The organism is Massilia horti, assembly GCF_004614195.1.
Classification (GTDB): Bacteria; Pseudomonadota; Gammaproteobacteria; order Burkholderiales; family Burkholderiaceae_D; genus Telluria; species Telluria horti.
Genome location: NZ_SPUM01000146.1, coordinates 31,499 through 48,456, shown reverse-complemented (window position 1 = coordinate 48,456; position 16,958 = coordinate 31,499). Strand labels below are relative to the sequence as shown.

Annotated in this window: 13 protein-coding genes; 8 read left to right on the top strand and 5 right to left on the bottom strand. The window is 63.0% G+C overall.

Annotation, left to right across the window (positions count from 1 at the left end; translation table 11 throughout):
* The first annotated feature begins 64 nt into the window (after window positions 1-64).
* From gcl to pyk, 4 genes are all read left to right on the top strand, one after another.
* Entirely contained in the window at window positions 65-1,837 is a 1,773-nt protein-coding gene (gene gcl / locus E4O92_RS23100; RefSeq protein ID WP_135191991.1) for a glyoxylate carboligase, read from the top strand.
* Window positions 1,838-1,852: 15 nt separating this feature from the next.
* Window positions 1,853-2,632 carry a hydroxypyruvate isomerase gene (hyi, locus tag E4O92_RS23095; protein ID WP_135191990.1) on the top strand — a complete coding sequence of 260 codons (780 nt, stop codon included), beginning with the start codon at window positions 1,853-1,855 and terminating at the stop codon, window positions 2,630-2,632.
* Window positions 2,633-2,673: 41 nt separating this feature from the next.
* Window positions 2,674-3,564 carry a 2-hydroxy-3-oxopropionate reductase gene (gene glxR, locus E4O92_RS23090; protein WP_135191989.1) on the top strand — a complete coding sequence of 297 codons (891 nt, stop codon included), beginning with the start codon at window positions 2,674-2,676 and terminating at the stop codon, window positions 3,562-3,564.
* 216 nt (window positions 3,565-3,780) lie between these two features.
* The gene (gene pyk / locus E4O92_RS23085) at window positions 3,781-5,205 is read left to right on the top strand and encodes a pyruvate kinase (RefSeq protein WP_135191988.1); all 1,425 of its coding nucleotides are present in this window, start codon (window positions 3,781-3,783) and stop codon (window positions 5,203-5,205) included.
* Window positions 5,206-5,355: 150 nt separating this feature from the next.
* Here the strand turns inward: pyk and E4O92_RS23080 are convergent, their stop codons facing one another.
* Genes E4O92_RS23080 through E4O92_RS23065 form a run of 4 tightly spaced genes read right to left on the bottom strand, consistent with a single transcriptional unit; the run spans window position 5,356 to window position 10,065 of the window.
* Window positions 5,356-6,585, bottom strand: coding sequence for an ArgE/DapE family deacylase (locus tag E4O92_RS23080; RefSeq protein ID WP_135191987.1), 1,230 nt, complete (start codon window positions 6,583-6,585; stop codon window positions 5,356-5,358).
* The gene (gene uraD, locus E4O92_RS23075) at window positions 6,582-8,357 is read right to left on the bottom strand and encodes a 2-oxo-4-hydroxy-4-carboxy-5-ureidoimidazoline decarboxylase (RefSeq protein WP_135191986.1); all 1,776 of its coding nucleotides are present in this window, start codon (window positions 8,355-8,357) and stop codon (window positions 6,582-6,584) included. The genes E4O92_RS23080 and uraD overlap by 4 nt, the downstream gene beginning before the upstream one ends.
* Window positions 8,358-8,359: 2 nt before the next feature.
* Window positions 8,360-9,304, bottom strand: coding sequence for an allantoinase PuuE (gene puuE / locus E4O92_RS23070; protein ID WP_135191985.1), 945 nt, complete (start codon window positions 9,302-9,304; stop codon window positions 8,360-8,362).
* Between the two features lie 8 nt (window positions 9,305-9,312).
* Window positions 9,313-10,065, bottom strand: coding sequence for a GntR family transcriptional regulator (locus E4O92_RS23065; protein ID WP_135191984.1), 753 nt, complete (start codon window positions 10,063-10,065; stop codon window positions 9,313-9,315).
* A gap of 129 nt (window positions 10,066-10,194) precedes the next feature.
* Between E4O92_RS23065 and uraH the strand changes: the two genes are divergently transcribed.
* The 4 genes from uraH to E4O92_RS23045 all read left to right on the top strand — a co-directional run bounded on the left by uraH (window position 10,195) and on the right by E4O92_RS23045 (window position 14,404).
* Window positions 10,195-10,551, top strand: a complete 357-nt coding sequence (uraH, locus tag E4O92_RS23060; protein WP_135191983.1) for a hydroxyisourate hydrolase — start codon at window positions 10,195-10,197, stop codon at window positions 10,549-10,551.
* A 212-nt stretch (window positions 10,552-10,763) separates the two neighbouring features.
* Window positions 10,764-11,975, top strand: a complete 1,212-nt coding sequence (locus tag E4O92_RS23055; RefSeq protein ID WP_135191982.1) for a urate hydroxylase PuuD — start codon at window positions 10,764-10,766, stop codon at window positions 11,973-11,975.
* Window positions 11,976-12,068: 93 nt separating this feature from the next.
* A complete protein-coding gene (locus E4O92_RS23050; RefSeq protein WP_135191981.1) occupies window positions 12,069-13,565 on the top strand; it encodes a nucleobase:cation symporter-2 family protein in 1,497 nt (498 codons plus the stop codon).
* A complete protein-coding gene (locus E4O92_RS23045) occupies window positions 13,562-14,404 on the top strand; it encodes an outer envelope protein (RefSeq protein ID WP_135191980.1) in 843 nt (280 codons plus the stop codon). Before E4O92_RS23050 ends, E4O92_RS23045 begins: the two co-directional genes overlap by 4 nt.
* Before the next feature lie 302 nt (window positions 14,405-14,706).
* Here E4O92_RS23045 and E4O92_RS23040 read toward each other — a convergent pair whose 3' ends face one another.
* Entirely contained in the window at window positions 14,707-16,812 is a 2,106-nt protein-coding gene (locus tag E4O92_RS23040) for a DUF6600 domain-containing protein (RefSeq protein WP_135191979.1), read from the bottom strand.
* Between the last annotated feature and the right edge of the window lie 146 nt (window positions 16,813-16,958).

Here is a 16,958-nt window from a genome sequence, read left to right as displayed (position 1 = left end):
TGCTCGGCTTTATCGATATTCTGAATCCATTATTCCCATCGAAACTTAGGAAATGGAGGCGAAGGTGGCCCGTATGAGAGCAATTGACGCGGCAGCGGAGGTCCTGCGCAAAGAGGGCGTGAGCACGGTTTTTGGCGTCCCCGGCGCAGCGATCAATCCGCTGTATTCCGCAATGAAGAAGAACGGTGGCTTCGAACATGTGCTGGCGCGGCATGTCGAGGGAGCCTCGCACATGGCGGAGGGTTATACCCGCGCCAAGGCAGGCAACATCGGTGTGTGCATCGGCACCTCGGGACCGGCCGGAACCGACATGATCACCGGCCTGTACTCGGCATGGGCCGATTCGATCCCGATCCTTTGCCTGACCGGCCAGGCGCCACGTGCGCGGCTTTACAAGGAAGACTTCCAGGCGGTTGACATCGAATCGATCGCCAAGCCGGTCACCAAATGGGCAGTCACGGTACGCGAACCGGCGCTGGTGCCGCGCGTGCTGCAGCAGGCATTCCACATCATGCGTTCTGGCCGTCCCGGTCCGGTGCTGGTCGACCTGCCTTTCGACGTGCAGATGGCGGAAATCGAATTCGACATCGACACCTACGAACCCCTGCCGACCTACAAACCCGCTGCCACCCGCGCCCAGGCGGAAAAGGCGCTGGCGATGCTTAATGCCGCCGAGCGTCCGCTGATTGTCTGCGGTGGAGGCGTGATCAATGCCGATGCCGCCGCGCGCTTGCAGGAGTTCGCCGAGATCGTCGGCGTGCCGGTGATCCCGACCCTCATGGGTTGGGGCGCTATTCCGGATGACCATCCGCTCATGGCCGGCATGGTCGGCCTGCAAACCTCTCATCGCTACGGCAACGCCACGCTGCTTGAATCGGATTTTGTCATCGGTATCGGCAACCGCTGGGCGAACCGTCATACCGGCTCGGTCGAAGTTTATACGCAAGGGCGCAAGTTCGTTCACATCGATATCGAACCTACACAGATCGGCCGCGTGTTCGGTCCCGATTACGGCATCGTCTCCGATGCGGGTGCCGCGCTTGACCTGTTGATCGAGGTGGCGCGTGGATTCGCTTCGATCGGCGGCCTGCCGGATCGCAGCGCATGGGTAGCGCAATGCCAGGAGCGCAAGCGCACCATGCTGCGCAAGACCCATTTCGATGCCGCGCCGATCAAACCGCAGCGGGTGTACGAAGAAATGAACCGCGCTTTCGGCCCGGATACCTGCTATGTCAGCACGATCGGCCTGTCCCAAATCGCCGCTGCCCAGTTCCTGCATGTGTACAAGCCGCGCCACTGGATCAACTGCGGCCAGGCGGGCCCTCTCGGATGGACGGCTTCCGCCGCGCTCGGCGTGTGCGCAGCCGATCCGCAACGCCAGGTCGTGGCCATCTCTGGCGATTACGACTTCCAATTCATGATCGAGGAACTGGCCGTCGGCGCGCAATTCAAGCTGCCTTACCTGCACGTGGTGGTCAATAACGCCTACCTTGGGCTGATCCGCCAGTCGCAACGCGGTTTCGACATGGATTATTGCGTACAGCTCGCTTTCGAAAATATCAACGCGCCGGAGTTGGCGGGTTACGGGGTCGATCACGTCGCAGTCGTCGAAGGACTAGGCTGCAAGGCGATCCGTGTACACCATGTCGAGGATATCCAGCCCGCTTTCGCCCAGGCGCGCGCCTGGATGAAAGAGTACCGCGTGCCAGTGGTGGTCGAAATCATCCTCGAACGCGTCACCAATATTTCGATGGGCACGGAAATCAATGCGGTCAATGAATTTGAACCGCTGGCCGAGCATGCTCAAGACGCCCCCACGGCCATTGGCGCCGCTTAAACGGAGAACACAAACATGCCAAAATTCGCAGCCAATTTGACGATGCTGTTCAATGAGCTCCCCTTCCTCGAACGCTTCGAGGCCGCCGCGCAGGCGGGTTTCAAGGGCGTCGAATACCTCTTCCCGTATGGATTTGACAAAGATGCGCTTGCCGCGCAGCTGGATAAACATAAGCTGACTCAGGTACTGCACAATCTGCCCGCCGGTAACTGGGAAGCCGGTGAACGCGGCATTGCCTGCCACCCGCAGCGCGTGACCGAGTTCCAGGACGGTGTGGGCCGCGCCATCGAATACGCCACCGCGCTCGGTTGCAAGCAGATCAACTGCCTGGCAGGTATCGCACCGGCCGGCGTGAGCGAAGAGGCGCTTTACCAGACATTCGTCGACAACCTGCGCTTCGCTTCCGCCAAGCTCAAGCAAGCCGGCATTCGCCTGCTGATCGAACCGATCAATACCTTCGATATCCCGGGCTTTTACCTGAGCCGCACCGACCAGGCCATCGGCATTCTTGATGAAGTCGCGTCCGACAACCTGTTCCTGCAATACGACATTTACCACGCCCAGCGCATGGAGGGCGAGATCGGCAACACGATCTCCAGGCACCTGGCCCGCATCGGCCACATTCAGCTGGCGGACAACCCGGGGCGCCACGAACCCGGCACGGGTGAGCTCAATTATCCGTGGCTGTTCCGCCATATCGATAAGCTGGGCTACGACGGGTGGATCGGTTGCGAATACAAACCGGCCGCCGACACGCGCGCGGGGCTTGGCTGGATCAAGGCTTTGGCCGGCTGAACCAACAAACGAATTTCGAAAACGATTACAAGGAGAAGGACATGGCAAAAATCGGCTTTATCGGCCTGGGCATCATGGGCGCCCCGATGGCAGGACATCTCGTCAACAACGGCCATACCCTGTTCACTTTCACGCACGGCACGACTCCCTCGCAATTGATCGAGGCCGGCGCCAGCGTATGCGCCAGCAGCGCCGAGGTCGCATCCAATGCGGATGTGATCATCATCATGGTGCCCGACACGCCGCATGTCGAGGACGTTTTGTTCGGCGAGACTGGTGTTGCCAAGGGCCTGGGCAAGGGAAAAATCGTGGTCGACATGAGTTCGATCTCGCCCGTGGCCACCAAGGATTTCGCACGCCGCATCAATGAACTGGGCTGCGAGTACCTCGACGCCCCGGTGTCGGGCGGCGAAGTGGGCGCCAAGGCCGGCAGCCTGACCATCATGGTGGGCGGCAGCGAGGCCGCGTTCGAACAGGTCAAGCCGCTGTTCCAGCTGATGGGCAAGAACATCACCCTGGTGGGCGGCAACGGCGACGGCCAGATCACGAAAGTGGCCAACCAGATCATCGTGGCCTTGACCATCGAGGCGGTGGGCGAAGCGCTGTTGCTGGCGGCCAAGGCCGGGGCCGATCCGGCACGGGTACGGGAAGCGCTGATGGGTGGTTTCGCTTCGTCGCGCATTCTGGAAGTGCATGGCGAGCGCATGATCAAGCGCACCTTCGCGCCGGGCTTCCGGATCGACCTGCACCGGAAGGACCTGAACCTGGCGCTGACCACGGCCCGGCAACTCGGCGTGTCGATTCCCAATACCGCCACCGCGCAAGAGCTGTTTAACACCTGCGCCGCACATGACGGCGCCGGCTGGGATCACTCGGCCATGGTGCGCGCGCTGGAGATCATGGCCAACTTCGAAATCGGCCAGGGACGATAACCCCTGCTCGCAATCGGCATCGCCGGCCCTGGCGGGTGCCGATGCGAAAAGGAAACTCAATGAACATCACGCGGCGCACCGGCATGGCCAGCCGGTAGCGCCGCGTTGCGTTCTGGGGCGCTGGGCGGCTCATTCGTGACTGGTACAAAATTGACCAACGTGAATGACTTCCGGGCTATCCTTCTGCTCTAGTATCACCACATCTTAGGAAAATTCATGATACGCAACCGCCGTTCGCGCATTCTCGCCACACTTGGCCCATCCAGTTCCAGTTTCGAACGCATCCATGCGCTGGTCCAGGCCGGCGCCGATGTGTTCCGTCTTAATTTCAGCCACGGAAGCCATGCCGATCATGCGCAGCGGTATCGCATGATCCGTGAGGTCGAGCGTGAAATCGGCCGGCCGGTCGGCGTGCTGATGGACTTGCAGGGGCCGAAGCTGCGCGTCGGACGCATGGCCGGTGGCAAGATTACTCTCGGGGCGGGCAGCCATTTCCGTCTCGACCTTGATCCTGCAGAAGGTGATGGCCAACGCGCCAACCTGCCGCATCCCGAAATCTTTGCCGCGCTCGAAATCGGCACGGAACTGCTGCTCGACGATGGCAAGCTGCGCCTGCGCGTGGACGCATGCGGCCCGGATCATGCCGAAACCACCGTGTTGGTGGGCGGAGTGCTGTCGGACCGCAAGGGCGTCAACGTGCCCGGCGTGGTGCTGCCGATCTCGCCGCTGACGGAAAAGGATCGCGCCGACCTCGCCTTCGGTTTGAGCCTTGGGGTGGACTGGGTCGCGCTGTCGTTCGTGCAGCGACCGCAAGACATCATCGAGGCGCGCGAACTGGTAGGCGACCAGGCCTGGATCATGGCCAAGCTGGAAAAGCCTGCCGCAATCGCTTGCCTGGAAGAGATTGTCGCGGTGGCCGACGGGATCATGGTGGCACGCGGCGATCTTGGCGTCGAGCTTCCGCCGCAGCAGGTGCCGATTTTGCAGCGGAGGATCGTCCACGCGGCGCGCCGGGCTGGGCGTCCGGTCGTGGTGGCCACGCAGATGCTCGAGTCGATGATCACCGCGCCCGTGCCGACCCGGGCCGAAGTGTCCGATGTTGCCACGGCGATCTACGAGGGGGCGGACGCGGTGATGCTGTCGGCCGAGTCGGCATCGGGCCAATACCCTGTCGAGTCCGTCGCGATCATGGACAATATCATCAAGGAAGTCGAACAGGACCCGGCATGGCGCACCGGCTTGGATGCAAGCCACACGCCGGCCGAAGCGACGACGTCCGATGCGATCTGCTGCGCACTGCGGCGCGTTGCCGGCCTGTTGGCGCCGGCGGCGACGGTTGCCTACACGGTTAGTGGATCGAGCTGCCTTCGTGCCAGCCGTGAGCGTCCAGTTACGCCTATCCTGGCGCTCACGCCACATAATGAGATTGCGCGCAGGCTGGCGCTGGTGTGGGGCGTACATCCGGTGCGCTTCGAGGAAGCCAAGACGCTCAATGAGATGGTGGCGGATGCTGCCCAGGCTGCGGTGCGTTGCCAGCTTGCGGCGCCGGGTGACGAGGTGGTGGTGATTGCAGGCTTTCCGTCCGGGCAGCCAGGCAGCACGAATCTGCTGCACGTGGTTCGGGTGCCGCAACGCGATTAGTAGGGTGCGCACCCCGTGCGCACGCGGTTCGCGCAAGCAGCGTAGCGAAGCAGCAGCCGCAAGTCAGTATGCGGTGACCACGTGCGCACAGGTGCGCACCCTACGCCTTAGCTTGACGCAGCCGGCGCTGTCAGGCGCCGGCTCTCATGCTCAATCGAGCAAATCAAACAGCGTACGTGCCACCACCTTGGTGGCTCGGCGCAAATCTTCCAGCGAGATGTGTTCGTCGGCACGCTTGGCGTTGCTCTCCGAAACCGTACGCGGCCCGCAACCATACAGCACCGCGGGAACGCCGCGTTCGCCGAACAGACGCGCGTCCGTGTACAACGGCGTGCCGGCAGCCTCGATCGATTCGCCGAAAACCGTGCTGGCATGTTGCGACAGCGCGTCAACCAGAGGCTGATTGCCAGGCAGCGGCTTGAGCGCATTTGCCATCAGCATGCGCTTGACCTCCACCGTGATGCCCTGGCAGTCAGCCACCGCCTGGTGGATAAGGCGATGCAGCGCCGCTTCGACCTCAACCGGGTTTTCCTCGGGGATCATGCGGCGGTCGAGCTTGAGCACGACCTTGCCCGGCACCACGTTGGTGTTGGTGCCGCCCTGGATCAGCCCGACGTTGAGGTAGGGGTGGTTGATGCCCTTGACCTGGCTCTTGATCTGCTTGTAGAGCGTATTCTGGTGATACAGCACGTTCAGGATCCGCGTTGCCGCCTGCAAGGCATCGACACCGGTTTCCGGCACGGCCGCGTGGCCCATCTTGCCGTGCACCGTCACTTCCATCTGCAGGCAGCCGTTGTGTGCAGTCACCACTTGATAGCTGAAACCTGCCGCGATCAACAGGTCCGGCTTGACCAGTTCCTGCTCGAGCAACCAGCCCGGGCCGAGCTCGCCACCGAATTCTTCGTCGTAGGTGAAATACAGTTCCACGCTGCCCTTGAGCGGCGTCTTCAACGCTTCGATCGCTCGAGTGGCGAAGGTGAAGGTCGCGAAGTCGCATTTGCTGACCGCGGCGGCCCTGCCGTACAGCTTGCCGTCGACCACTTCGCCACCGTAGGGCGCGTGGGTCCAGCCTTCGCCGGGAGGCACCACGTCGCCGTGGGCGTTGAGGGCGATGGTCTTGCCCTCTCCGTACTTGCGGCGCACGATCAAGTTGGTGATGGTTTGCAGGCCGGCGTCCTGGACCACTTGCGCCGGAACGGCGTGTTTTTCAGCTTCGAAGCCGAAATCCTGCAGCAGTGCCGCGGTGCGATCTGCGTGCGGCGCGTTGTTGCCCGGCGGCGTGTCGGTCGGGACGCGCACCAGTTCCTGCAGGAAGCGCACCTCCTCGTCAAAATGGGCGTCGACCCAGGCGTCGAGGGTATCGTAGGGGGAAGTAGTCATGTCAAATCCGAGGCAAGTTGATCAAGGAGATTCTGGAAGGCGCGCACGCACAGTTCGGTGTCGTCGTTGGTGATGGCCTCCAGCGGGTTATGGCTGATGCCGGCGTTCAGCCCGCGCAGGAACAACATTGCCTGGGGCATCACCTGGTGCAGCATCATGGCGTCGTGCCCAGCGCCACTGGGCAGGCGGAAGACGGGTAATCCAAGCGCTTGCACCGCATGCTCCCAGCGTTGCTGCCAGGCCGGGGCGCTGGGCGCGGCGGCGGCGCGCATCGTCTCTTCAAGCGTAAAGTGCAGGCCGCGGCGGTCGCAGATTGCGCGCAGTTCGGCTTGAATGTCCTGTGCGCAGGCGTCTCGCACTTCATTGGTCGTGGCGCGCACGTCGAGGCTGAACCGGCAGCGCCCGGGCACCACGTTGATCGATCCATTGGGCACTTCCAGCATGCCCACCGTGGCGACCAGGTCAGGCACAGCGGCGGCGCGCCTTTCGACATGGAGCGTCAGTTCGGCGGCTGCGGCGGCGGCGTCTCGCCGCATTCCCATAGGCGTGGTGCCTGCATGGCTGGCCATGCCGACGATCTCGCCGAGGTAGCGAACGCTGCCATTGATCGAGGTGACGACGCCCAGCGGCAAGTCCAGTGCATTGAGCACCGGGCCCTGCTCAATGTGCGTTTCCACGAAACCGAGGTAACGGGCGGGGTCGCGTTTGATTTTGGCTAGTTCGTTGATATCAAGGCCGGCCTGGGCCATCGCCTCGCGCATCGTCACGCCGTCGGCATCGGCCTGGTCCAGCCACTGGGCATTGAACTGCCCGGTGAGCGCGCCCGATCCGAGGAACACCGCCTTGTAACGCTGGCCCTCCTCTTCTGAAAACCCAACCACCTCGATGCCATATGGCAGGCGGCGGCCCTGCTTGTGCAGTTCGCGCACGCACGCCATCGGCACGAGGATGCCCAGTCGGCCGTCGTATTTGCCGCCGTTGCGCACCGTGTCGTAGTGCGAGCCGGTCAGCAGACGTTTGGCCTGCCTGTCGGTGCCGTGATAGATGCCAACCACATTGCCCACGGCGTCGATCTGCACCTCGTCAAAGCCGCAGTCGTCCGCCATCCAGCCGGCCAGGCGCTTGGCGCAGGATTGGTGCGCGTCGGTCAGGTAGGTTACGCACAGTTCGCCCCGCTCAAAGTAGCCGGGGTCGCTGTCGACGGCCAGTTCCTCGGCCCAATCCCAAACTGCGTTGCCAAGCGTCGGCTCATGTCCAAACTTGTCGTTGAGCCGGATTTCGGCAATGCGGTGAATGTTGCGCAGGGACTCGGCAAATTCGAAGTCGGGCTGGTTGCCCAAGCGACGTTCGAAAGTGGCGATGATTTCGCTTTTGGTCAGTCCCAGGCCGCGCGGGCCGCGCACGGCGAGAATAAAAGGAAAGCCGAACTTGGCGTTGTAGGCCGCGTTAAGCCGCTGGATGGTCTCGAACTCCGTCGGCGTGCAGTTCGTCAGCCCGGCCTTGCTTTGTTCGTTGGTCGATTCCGCGGTCAGCGACTTGGCCACCATCGCCTTGCCGGCCAATTCCGGGTGGGCGCGGATCAATCCGAGCTGGGCCTCCTGCGGCGCCGTACGGACGACCTCGGCCAATGCCAGTTTGAGCTGTGCCAGGCTTTTGAACGGCCGCTGGCTCCAGGCCTGCCCGGCAATCCATGGCGAGTGCTCGTAGACGCCATCGAGCAGGGCGGTAAAGTCCGCCTGGTTCGCGGCGTTCAGAAGTTCAAGCGTCAACATGTTCACTCCCATGCAAATGCGCTGTCCGGGTTGAAGGGGTGCGCGCTCTTCCAATGGCGCGCGATGTCGATGCGCCGCGTGACCCAGACGCGGTCGTGCTTTTCGATGTAATCGAGGAAGCGTTGCAGCGCCCTCAACCGTCCCGGCCGGCCGAGCAACCGGCAGTGCATGCCGATGCTCATCATCGTGGGAGACTCGTCGCCTTCCTGGTAGTGCACGTCAAAGGCGTCGCGCAAGTACTCGAAGAACTCGTCGCCGTGCGAATAGCCTTGCGGCAGAGCGAAGCGCATGTCGTTGCAGTCCAGCGTGTAGGGCACCACCAGATGCGGGACCTGGGCGCCATCCGTTTTGCGCACGCGCAGCCAGAACGGCAAGTCGTCGCCGTAGTAATCGCTGTCGTATTCAAAGCCGCCGAAATCGGCCACCAGGCGGCGCGTGTTGGGGCTGTCGCGGCCGGTGTACCAGCCCAGGGGCCGCTCGCCAATCAAACGCTCGATGGCTTGCATGCCGAGCGCCATATGTTCCCGTTCGGTCGCTTCATCCACGTTCTGGTAGCTGATCCAGCGCCAGCCGTGGCAGGCGATTTCGTGGCCGAGTTCTTTGAAGGCAGCGGTGACGTCGGGGCAGCGCGCCAGCGCCATGCCCACGCCAAAGACGGTCAACGGCAGGCCGCGCTTTTCGAACTCGCGCAAGATGCGCCAGACGCCGACGCGCGAGCCGTATTCGTAAATGCCTTCCATGGAGAGGTGCCGCGCCGGGAAGGCGGCCGGATTGAACATCTCGGAAAGAAACTGCTCACTGCCGGCATCGCCGTGCAATACGCTGTTCTCTCCGCCCTCTTCGAAATTGAGGACGAATTGCACCGCGACGCGGGCGCGCCCTGGCCAATTGGCATGCGGCTTGTTACGGCCGTAGCCAGCTAAGTCCCGTGGATAGGCTTGGTTCATGGTGATTCCTATTTGAGAATATCGGCCAGGTCGACGCGCTGCGGATCCAGCCGAAGGTTTTGCTGGACGTTGTCGAGGTGTTTGCTTAACAGGCGCAGCGCCGCCTTCACGTCGCGCTTTTCGAATGCATCGACGATGGCCAGATGTTCGCTGTGCGACACCTCGGCGGAATGCGAGGACTGGTGCATCAGCGCAATCAACGATGAACGCGTCAGCAATTCGCTCAACATCTGAACCAGCACCTGATTGCCCAGCATTCGCGCCAGGACGAGGTGGAAATCGGCCAGCAAGCGGGTGCGGCCATGGACTTCGGCATTGGCCACCGCGGCCCGCTCCAGTTCCAGATGCTCGCGCAACTGCTTGATCTGCTCGTCGGTGATCACCGCGCACAAGCGCTTGGTCACCGCCGCTTCCAGGATGCCGCGCGCTTCGAACACGTCCCTGGCCTCCTCGACCGTCGGCGTGGCGACAAACGCGCCGCGCGCCGGCTCCAGCACCACCAGCCGATCACGGCTGAGCTGGTTGAACGCTTGCCGGACCACGGTCCGCGACACCTTGAAGATATCGCCGATCTTTTGCTCCGACAGCTTGGTGCCCGGCATCAGCCGGCGTTCCGCGATGGCATTGGTAATGGAATCGACGATGCGCTGCGTCGCCCCCTGGGGTGCGGACGCATCGCCGGGCAAGACGCCGGCACCGAGCGAGTCGCTCGGTTCGGGCTTGGGAGACACGATTTTCAGGGGCGAGGGGTTGCGTGGCATATATGGCGGCGAATCAATAATTCGATTGACACTGGCTTCAGAGTGTATACACTTTTCAAAAAAAAGAAAATAGAAAGTGTATGCAATCCACCTGATTTCCGAACATCAACTACTCAAGAAAGGAACCCGATGGGACACCTCTCCACCCATGTGCTCGACCTCATGCACGGATGCCCGGCCGCTGGCATGCGTGTTCAGTTACAACTGATCAACGGCAACACCATCACCACTGTCAAAACGGTCACGCTGAATGCCGATGGCCGCACGGATGGCGGTCCGCTACTTGACGCGGCGGGCATGTCTGCGGGACGATACAGGCTGGTGTTTTCTGTGGCAAAGTATTTCCAGGAAAGAGGAGTTACCTTGCCGAGTCCGCCATTTATCGATGAAGTACCCATCGATTTTGGCATCGCCGACGCTGCCGGGCACTACCATGTCCCGCTGCTCGTCAGCCCGTGGGCCTACTCGACCTACCGCGGTTCGTGACGGGAATTCAGATTTCTGGCGAGCTCAAAAATTTGTACCCATGAGCTCGGGGATCGTATACAGTTAAGCTGCGTCGCCGCGGAGCACATCGGCAGCTGACCGCTGGGATTGGTCGCTGATGGTCGCGATATTTCGCCCTTCACAGAGCCCGCTGTGGTGATGGGACAGTACAGCGTTCAGTAACGCCGTACTTTCTATTCGCTTGGGGCTCTATGGAAACTTACCTGCTTGACTGGGTCAACCTGCTGCTGCGCTGGACCCACGTCATCACAGCGATTGCCTGGATCGGGGCATCGTTCTATTTCGTCTTTCTCGATAACAGCCTGACCAAACCGACTGACCCGGACCTGAAGGCCAAGGGTGTGGACGGTGAGCTGTGGGCCGTACACGGCGGCGGCTTTTACCACCCGCAAAAATATCTCGTGGCGCCCAAGCAAATGCCCGAGAACCTGCATTGGTTTTACTGGGAAAGCTACGCCACCTGGCTCTCCGGCTTTGGCCTGTTCACGGTGCTGTACCTGTTCAATGCCGGGACCTTCCTCGTAGACAAGTCCGTCCACAGCTGGTCCAACGGCGCTGCCATCTCGTGCGCGCTGGGTTTCCTGGTGGCTTTCTGGTTCATCTACGACATCATCTGCCGCACCTTCGGCCGCAAAAAGAACGGCGACATGATCGTCGGTGCCATCGTGGCCGGCGTGGTCGTTGCCGCGGCATGGATCGCGTGCCAGCTGTTTGCCGGCCGCGCCGCATTCCTGCTGGTGGGCGCCATGCTCGCGACCACCATGAGCGCCAACGTCTTCGTCTGGATCATTCCCGGCCAGCGCAAGGTGGTGTCCCAGCTCAAGGCCGGCCGTCCGGTCGACCCGATTTATGGCTGGCGCGGCAAGCAGCGCAGCGTGCACAACACCTACTTCACCCTGCCGGTCCTGATTGCGATGCTTTCCAATCACTACGGCTGGCTCTATGCCGGCGAGCATAACTGGGCGGTACTGGTGCTCATGATGCTGGCCGGCGCACTCATCCGTCACAGCTTCGTCGCCCGCCACAAGGCGATGGTTCAGGGCAAGCGCGTGAGCTGGACCCATGCCGCCGCCGGCGTCGCTGTCCTGCTCGCACTGGTGTTCTGGATGGCGCCGGCGCCGCAACCGGCAGCTTCCGTCGCCGCCGCGGCCGCCCCGCAGGCGGTCAGCTTCGAGCAGGTCAGGGGGGTGATCAACCAACGCTGCGTGCTCTGCCACTCGGCGCAAATGGCAAGCAAAGGCATTGCATTCGACTCGCCCGAATCGATCCAGAAGCATGCCCAGCAGATGTACCAACAAGCCGTGGTACTCAAGCTCATGCCATTGAACAACGCTACGCAGATAACCGCCGACGAGCGGGACTTGCTCAAGCGCTGGTACGAGCAGGGCGCGTCCACCCACTAACCGCCCTGCGAGGTGATGCCGCATTGCGGCTCACCGTTCCGACAAGCCGCATCGTTGGTGCTCGGACAATTCGATAATGATCAGGAGACAAGCATGACCCATCACAGCGTCCACCCGGTGGACGAGAAACTGCCCCTCGGGCGTTTGACCGCACTCGGCTTGCAGCACGTACTGGTGATGTATGCCGGGGCCATCGCGGTGCCATTGATCGTTGGCCGGGCACTGAAGTTGAGCCCCGAAGAAGTGACGATGCTGATTTCCGCCGACCTGTTCTGTTGCGGCCTGGTGACCCTGATCCAGTCGTTCGGACTGACGTCGTGGTTCGGCATCAGGCTGCCGGTCATGATGGGCGTGACCTTCGCTGCCGTCGGGCCGATGGTAGCGATCGCCACCGCCGTGCCCGGGGTCGAGGGCGCCAGGGCGATCTTCGGAGCCGGCATCGGCGCGGGCGCGCTCGCCTTGTTGATCGCTCCGCTGATGAGCCGAATGCTGCGCTTCTTTCCGCCAGTCGTCACGGGAACCATCATCCTGGTCATCGGCATCAGCCTGATGCGGGTCGGCGTGGGCTGGGCCATGGGCGGTCCGGATTCGCTCGCGCAGAACGTCGACACGGCCAAACTGATCGCAATGGTCGACCAGGCCAAAGCCAGCGCGGGGGCCGCGCCGGTGATGAAGCTGTCCGGCCCGATCCCGATGGTTGCCAACCCGGGCTACGGTGCACTGGACAACATGGCGATCGCCGGTTTCGTGTTGCTGTCCATCCTGCTGCTTGTGCGCTACACCCGCGGCTTTATCGCCAACATTTCCGTCCTGCTGGGCATCGTGGCGGGGTGTGCCATCGCCATCGCGACCGGCAAGATGCACTTCGACAAAGTCGGCAAGGCAGATTGGTTCCAGCTCATCACCCCGTTCGCCTTTGGCATGCCGACATTTGACATCGTCATGATCCTGACCATCACCGTGGTAATGATCGTCGTCATGATCGAGTCCGCGGGCATGTTCCTGGCGTTGTCGGACATGACATGCAAGAAGATCGACCAGGCGCAATTGGCGGCGGGTCTGCGTACCGATGGTTTGGGAACCCTGATCGGGGGCATCTTCAATTCCTTCCCCCATACCAGCTTCTCGCAGAACGTCGGATTGGTGGCGGTCACCGGGGTAAAGAGCCGTTGGGTCTGCGTGGCAGGGGGCATCATCATGATCGTGTTGGGCATGTTGCCCAAGATGGCGGCACTGGTCGAAGCGATCCCGCAGTTTGTGCTGGGCGGCGCAGGGCTGGTCATGTTCGGCATGGTCGCCGCCTCCGGGATCCGCATCCTGAGCAGGGTGGATTTCAGGAAAAACAGGTTTAACCTCTACATCGTTGCCGTATCGGTCGGGTTTGGCCTGGTCCCCCTGGTCGCGCCGCACTGGGCGCAGCAAATGGAGCACAACCTGCACCCACTGCTGGACTCCGGCATCTTGCTGACCGCCGTGGCCGCAGTGGCGATGAACCTGTTCTTCAATGGCACCAAGGACATCGCACCCGAAGCCCATCATGAAGAAGCCGGCGCAGCAGAACATTCGATCGCACAAGGAAGCAAAGCATGAAACGCACCGCGCTCGCCATCGCCCTCCTTGCCGGCGGCACCGCGGCCAGCCAGGCCGCTGACTGGAGTGACACCTCCATCGGTTATCGCACCGGCAACCGATTCGCCGAGCCGTTCAACACCAATGACATCAGCAAGAATATCCTGAACCTGAACCATGCCAGCGGTTACAAGTACGGAACCAATTTCTTCAATGTCGACATGCTGTTGTCCGACAAAAATGATCCGTCCGCCAAGGGCTCGACCAACGGCGCGCACGAGGTCTATATCGTCTATCGCAATACCGTGGATTTGGGAAAGGTGACAGGCACGCCTATCCAGTTCGGGCCGGTGCGCGGTGTCGGCCTGACCGCGGGATTCGACCTCAACACCAAGACCGATGCCGGCTACAACTCGAAGAAGCGCATGCTGGTAGCGGGCCCGACAGTCATGTTCGACGTCCCTGGCATGCTCAACGTGAGCCTGCTCGCCCTCTGGGAAAGCAACGCGCCCTACAGCACCTTCACCCAAGTGAGCACGCCACGCTACCGGTATGACACACACCCCATGCTCAGCGCAGCGTGGGGCATCCCGCTAGGTTCGACGGGGCTGTCGCTGGAAGGCTACGCCAACTTTATCGCTGCCAAAGGAAAGAACGAGTTTGGGAAGGATACGGCGCCCGAAACCAACATCGATGTGCAGCTCATGTACGACGTGAGTCACTTCTTCGATGCCAAGCCTAAAACCTTGCGTGTCGGGTTGGCGTATCAATACTGGAAGAACAAATTCGGCAATGACAGCAGCACCGTCCCGGGCGCGACTGCCAGAACGCCGATGATCAGGGCCGACTATCACTTCTAGAACGGCTGCCCTCCTCCTCGGACGAGAGTTCAAAATGAAAAAGCCCCGGTTACTCCAGCCGGGGCTTTTTTCATATGAAACTGCGGTGTGCCACCCCGTATCATGAATCACGCCAAACGCCCCCCGCAATCGTCGTCCCCGCGCAGGCGGGAACAGCGCCACTGGCGCTGTTCCCCCCATAGGCAGCGTGAAATGACGCTCAGCATGGGTTCCCGCCAAGGGGGGCGCCGAGCCCGGGAACGACGTGCAATCTTTCGTACGCTAGCAATTCACGGTGCAATTTGCTTGCACCATTACCTGCATCAACGCTCCTCCTGGCGCCCGCGATCCTCGCTGCTGCCGCGCCGGTGCTCTCTGGCCGGAGCCGAAGCAGGGGCCTCGCGCGGGGCCGCCATGGGCATGGGCGGCGGCGCTGCGGGTGGCGGCGGTGCCGGCGCAACGGCTGGCTGCGGTGCAGGGCGCGGGGTGGCATTCGCTTCGCGCCAGCGGGGTTCGTTCTGGCCCCGGCGTTCGGACTCGCCCCGGTGTTCGGACTGGCCGCGGTTTTCGAACTGACCCCGGTTTTCGAATTGGCCCCGGTGTTCGAACTGGCCATCTTCGCGGTGCGACCGCTCCGGCCGGGGCACGAACAGCGGCGCAGGCGTAGGCGGCTCCGAGCCGATCGCCGTGCCCGGCGCCGGTCCCATGTTCGGCTGCGACCCGACCACCGTACCGGGTGCCGGCCCCATTCGCGGCTGCGATCCGACTACAGTACCCGGCACCGGCCCCGGGCGCGTCTGCGACCCGACCACGGTCCCTGGCACCGGCCTGTTCTCCGGCTGCGAACTAACCACCGTTCCCGGTACCGGCGCGGGTGCGGTCCGCTCGAACGGCTGTCCACCAGTCTCGATCGGCATCGGGTTACGGCGCCGGCCCTCGTCGAACGTCCCACGCTCTCCACGCTCTCCACGCTCTCCACGCTCGCCACGACCTGCACGCGGCGCGCCCTGCGCCTGCTCATTCGACATGGCCGGCGCGGGAGTGAACACCGGTGCCGAGCTCGGGCTCGGATTCGAGCTAGGGCTCGGGCGGGGCTGTGGCTGCGCGCCCACCACGGTCGGTGCGGTCAGCACCGGCGGGCGCTGGCCGCGATCGAAGCCACCCGGCGCAAACCGGTCGCGGCCCGGCCGCGCGCCCTCGCGCGACGGCGGCTGCACGGACGGCGCGTTCTGCAAGGCCAGCGTCGGCGGCGTGACGCGCGATATGCGCGACACCTCGACCCGGTCGCGTTGACGGAAGGCGTCATTCGGCACCACGGTCAGGCCGGCGCGATGCCCCTGGTCGCGTTTGTTATCCGGTCGCAGATTACGGTTCCACGAGCGGCGGTGGTCGTCGGACGTGCGAAACCACGGTTCGAAGCGGTCATGCGGCGTGAGCGGATACCAGCCCAGCGCAGGCGCCCGGCGCCGGTCGCGGAAGGTCAGGTCCCAGTTGGCGCCGCCGACCCAGCCGACCAGCGCAGGCGCCCACACAGGGCGATAGTCGCGCACACCCGGCGCCCAACACCAGCGCCTGTTCACATACACCCAGCGTCCGTAGTGGAACGGCGCATAGCCCCACGGCGCGTTGTCGACCCAGGTCCAGCCCCACGGCTCGATCCAGGTCCAGCTGCCGTCGCTGTACGGCACCCAGTCCGGCCCCACCGTTGGTGTCCACAGCGGGCCATATTCGGCACTGGAGGTCCATCTGCCATAGCGGTCCAGGTCCTCGTAGCCGGTCATCTCCGACGTGACGTAACGCGTCGACTGCGAACGGTCACCGTACTGGTCACGCGTGGACGACCAGTCGTCGAACGCGTCGCTGGTGGCTTGAAAGGTGCGCACCTCGTCGTTCTGGACGTCGACGCGCCGGCCGGCGCGGATCGTCAGGCTGGTACCGCCGCCCTCGATTTGGGCCACGCCGTCGAACACCTGGACGGTGCTGGTGTCCAGCACGCGCTCGGCGTCGACCCGGATACGGCCCGGCTGCTGCAAGCGCACCCGTGCCTGCGGCGTGGCCAGCTCGAAGCCCGGGAGGACACCGGCATCGGCGATGCGAATGCTGGCACTGCCGTAGTAAAGGCGCAGGCGCAGGTTGTCGTCATCCAGTTCGGTCACTTCGAGCGCCGAATCGCCATCCAGCCGCACCGATGTGGAGCCGATGCGCAGCTCGGTGCGCCCGCCAGGCGCGGTGGTGATGGTGTTGTGCGACGTGACCGGCCAGTTCACCTGCGCGCTCAAAGCCGGCACGCCGACGTCGTCGCTGATCGAAACCTGGCCCTGGGTGAGGGATACGCGGCCGACCCTGGCCGGTGGATCGTCGGCCAATGCGGTGGTGCAGACGAAGGTGAACGCCAGCAGCGTCACGGTCTTGCGCAAACTGTTACTCATCGAAGGCTCCAGCAAAAAACCGTGTCCCGGCGGGACTCAGGGCGTTTAACTGTTATAACGCAACTATGCCACGTCGGACGACGTGGGTTACAGAAAGTTTCACTCTGCCAGTAAATAGTAGGTGTAAGACCGGGGCCAGCGATGGC

Excerpts from the sequence above, each read along its gene's own strand:
- hyi (WP_135191990.1), top strand. The coding sequence starts at position 1,853 with ATGCCAAAATTCGCAGCCAATTTGACGATGCTGTTCAATGAGCTCCCC.
- glxR (WP_135191989.1), top strand. The coding sequence starts at position 2,674 with ATGGCAAAAATCGGCTTTATCGGCCTGGGCATCATGGGCGCCCCGATG.
- pyk (WP_135191988.1), top strand. The coding sequence starts at position 3,781 with ATGATACGCAACCGCCGTTCGCGCATTCTCGCCACACTTGGCCCATCC.
- E4O92_RS23080 (WP_135191987.1), bottom strand. The coding sequence starts at position 6,585 with ATGACTACTTCCCCCTACGATACCCTCGACGCCTGGGTCGACGCCCAT.
- uraD (WP_135191986.1), bottom strand. The coding sequence starts at position 8,357 with ATGTTGACGCTTGAACTTCTGAACGCCGCGAACCAGGCGGACTTTACC.
- puuE (WP_135191985.1), bottom strand. The coding sequence starts at position 9,304 with ATGAACCAAGCCTATCCACGGGACTTAGCTGGCTACGGCCGTAACAAG.
- E4O92_RS23065 (WP_135191984.1), bottom strand. The coding sequence starts at position 10,065 with ATGCCACGCAACCCCTCGCCCCTGAAAATCGTGTCTCCCAAGCCCGAA.
- uraH (WP_135191983.1), top strand. The coding sequence starts at position 10,195 with ATGGGACACCTCTCCACCCATGTGCTCGACCTCATGCACGGATGCCCG.
- E4O92_RS23055 (WP_135191982.1), top strand. The coding sequence starts at position 10,764 with ATGGAAACTTACCTGCTTGACTGGGTCAACCTGCTGCTGCGCTGGACC.
- E4O92_RS23050 (WP_135191981.1), top strand. The coding sequence starts at position 12,069 with ATGACCCATCACAGCGTCCACCCGGTGGACGAGAAACTGCCCCTCGGG.
- E4O92_RS23045 (WP_135191980.1), top strand. The coding sequence starts at position 13,562 with ATGAAACGCACCGCGCTCGCCATCGCCCTCCTTGCCGGCGGCACCGCG.
- E4O92_RS23040 (WP_135191979.1), bottom strand. The coding sequence starts at position 16,812 with ATGAGTAACAGTTTGCGCAAGACCGTGACGCTGCTGGCGTTCACCTTC.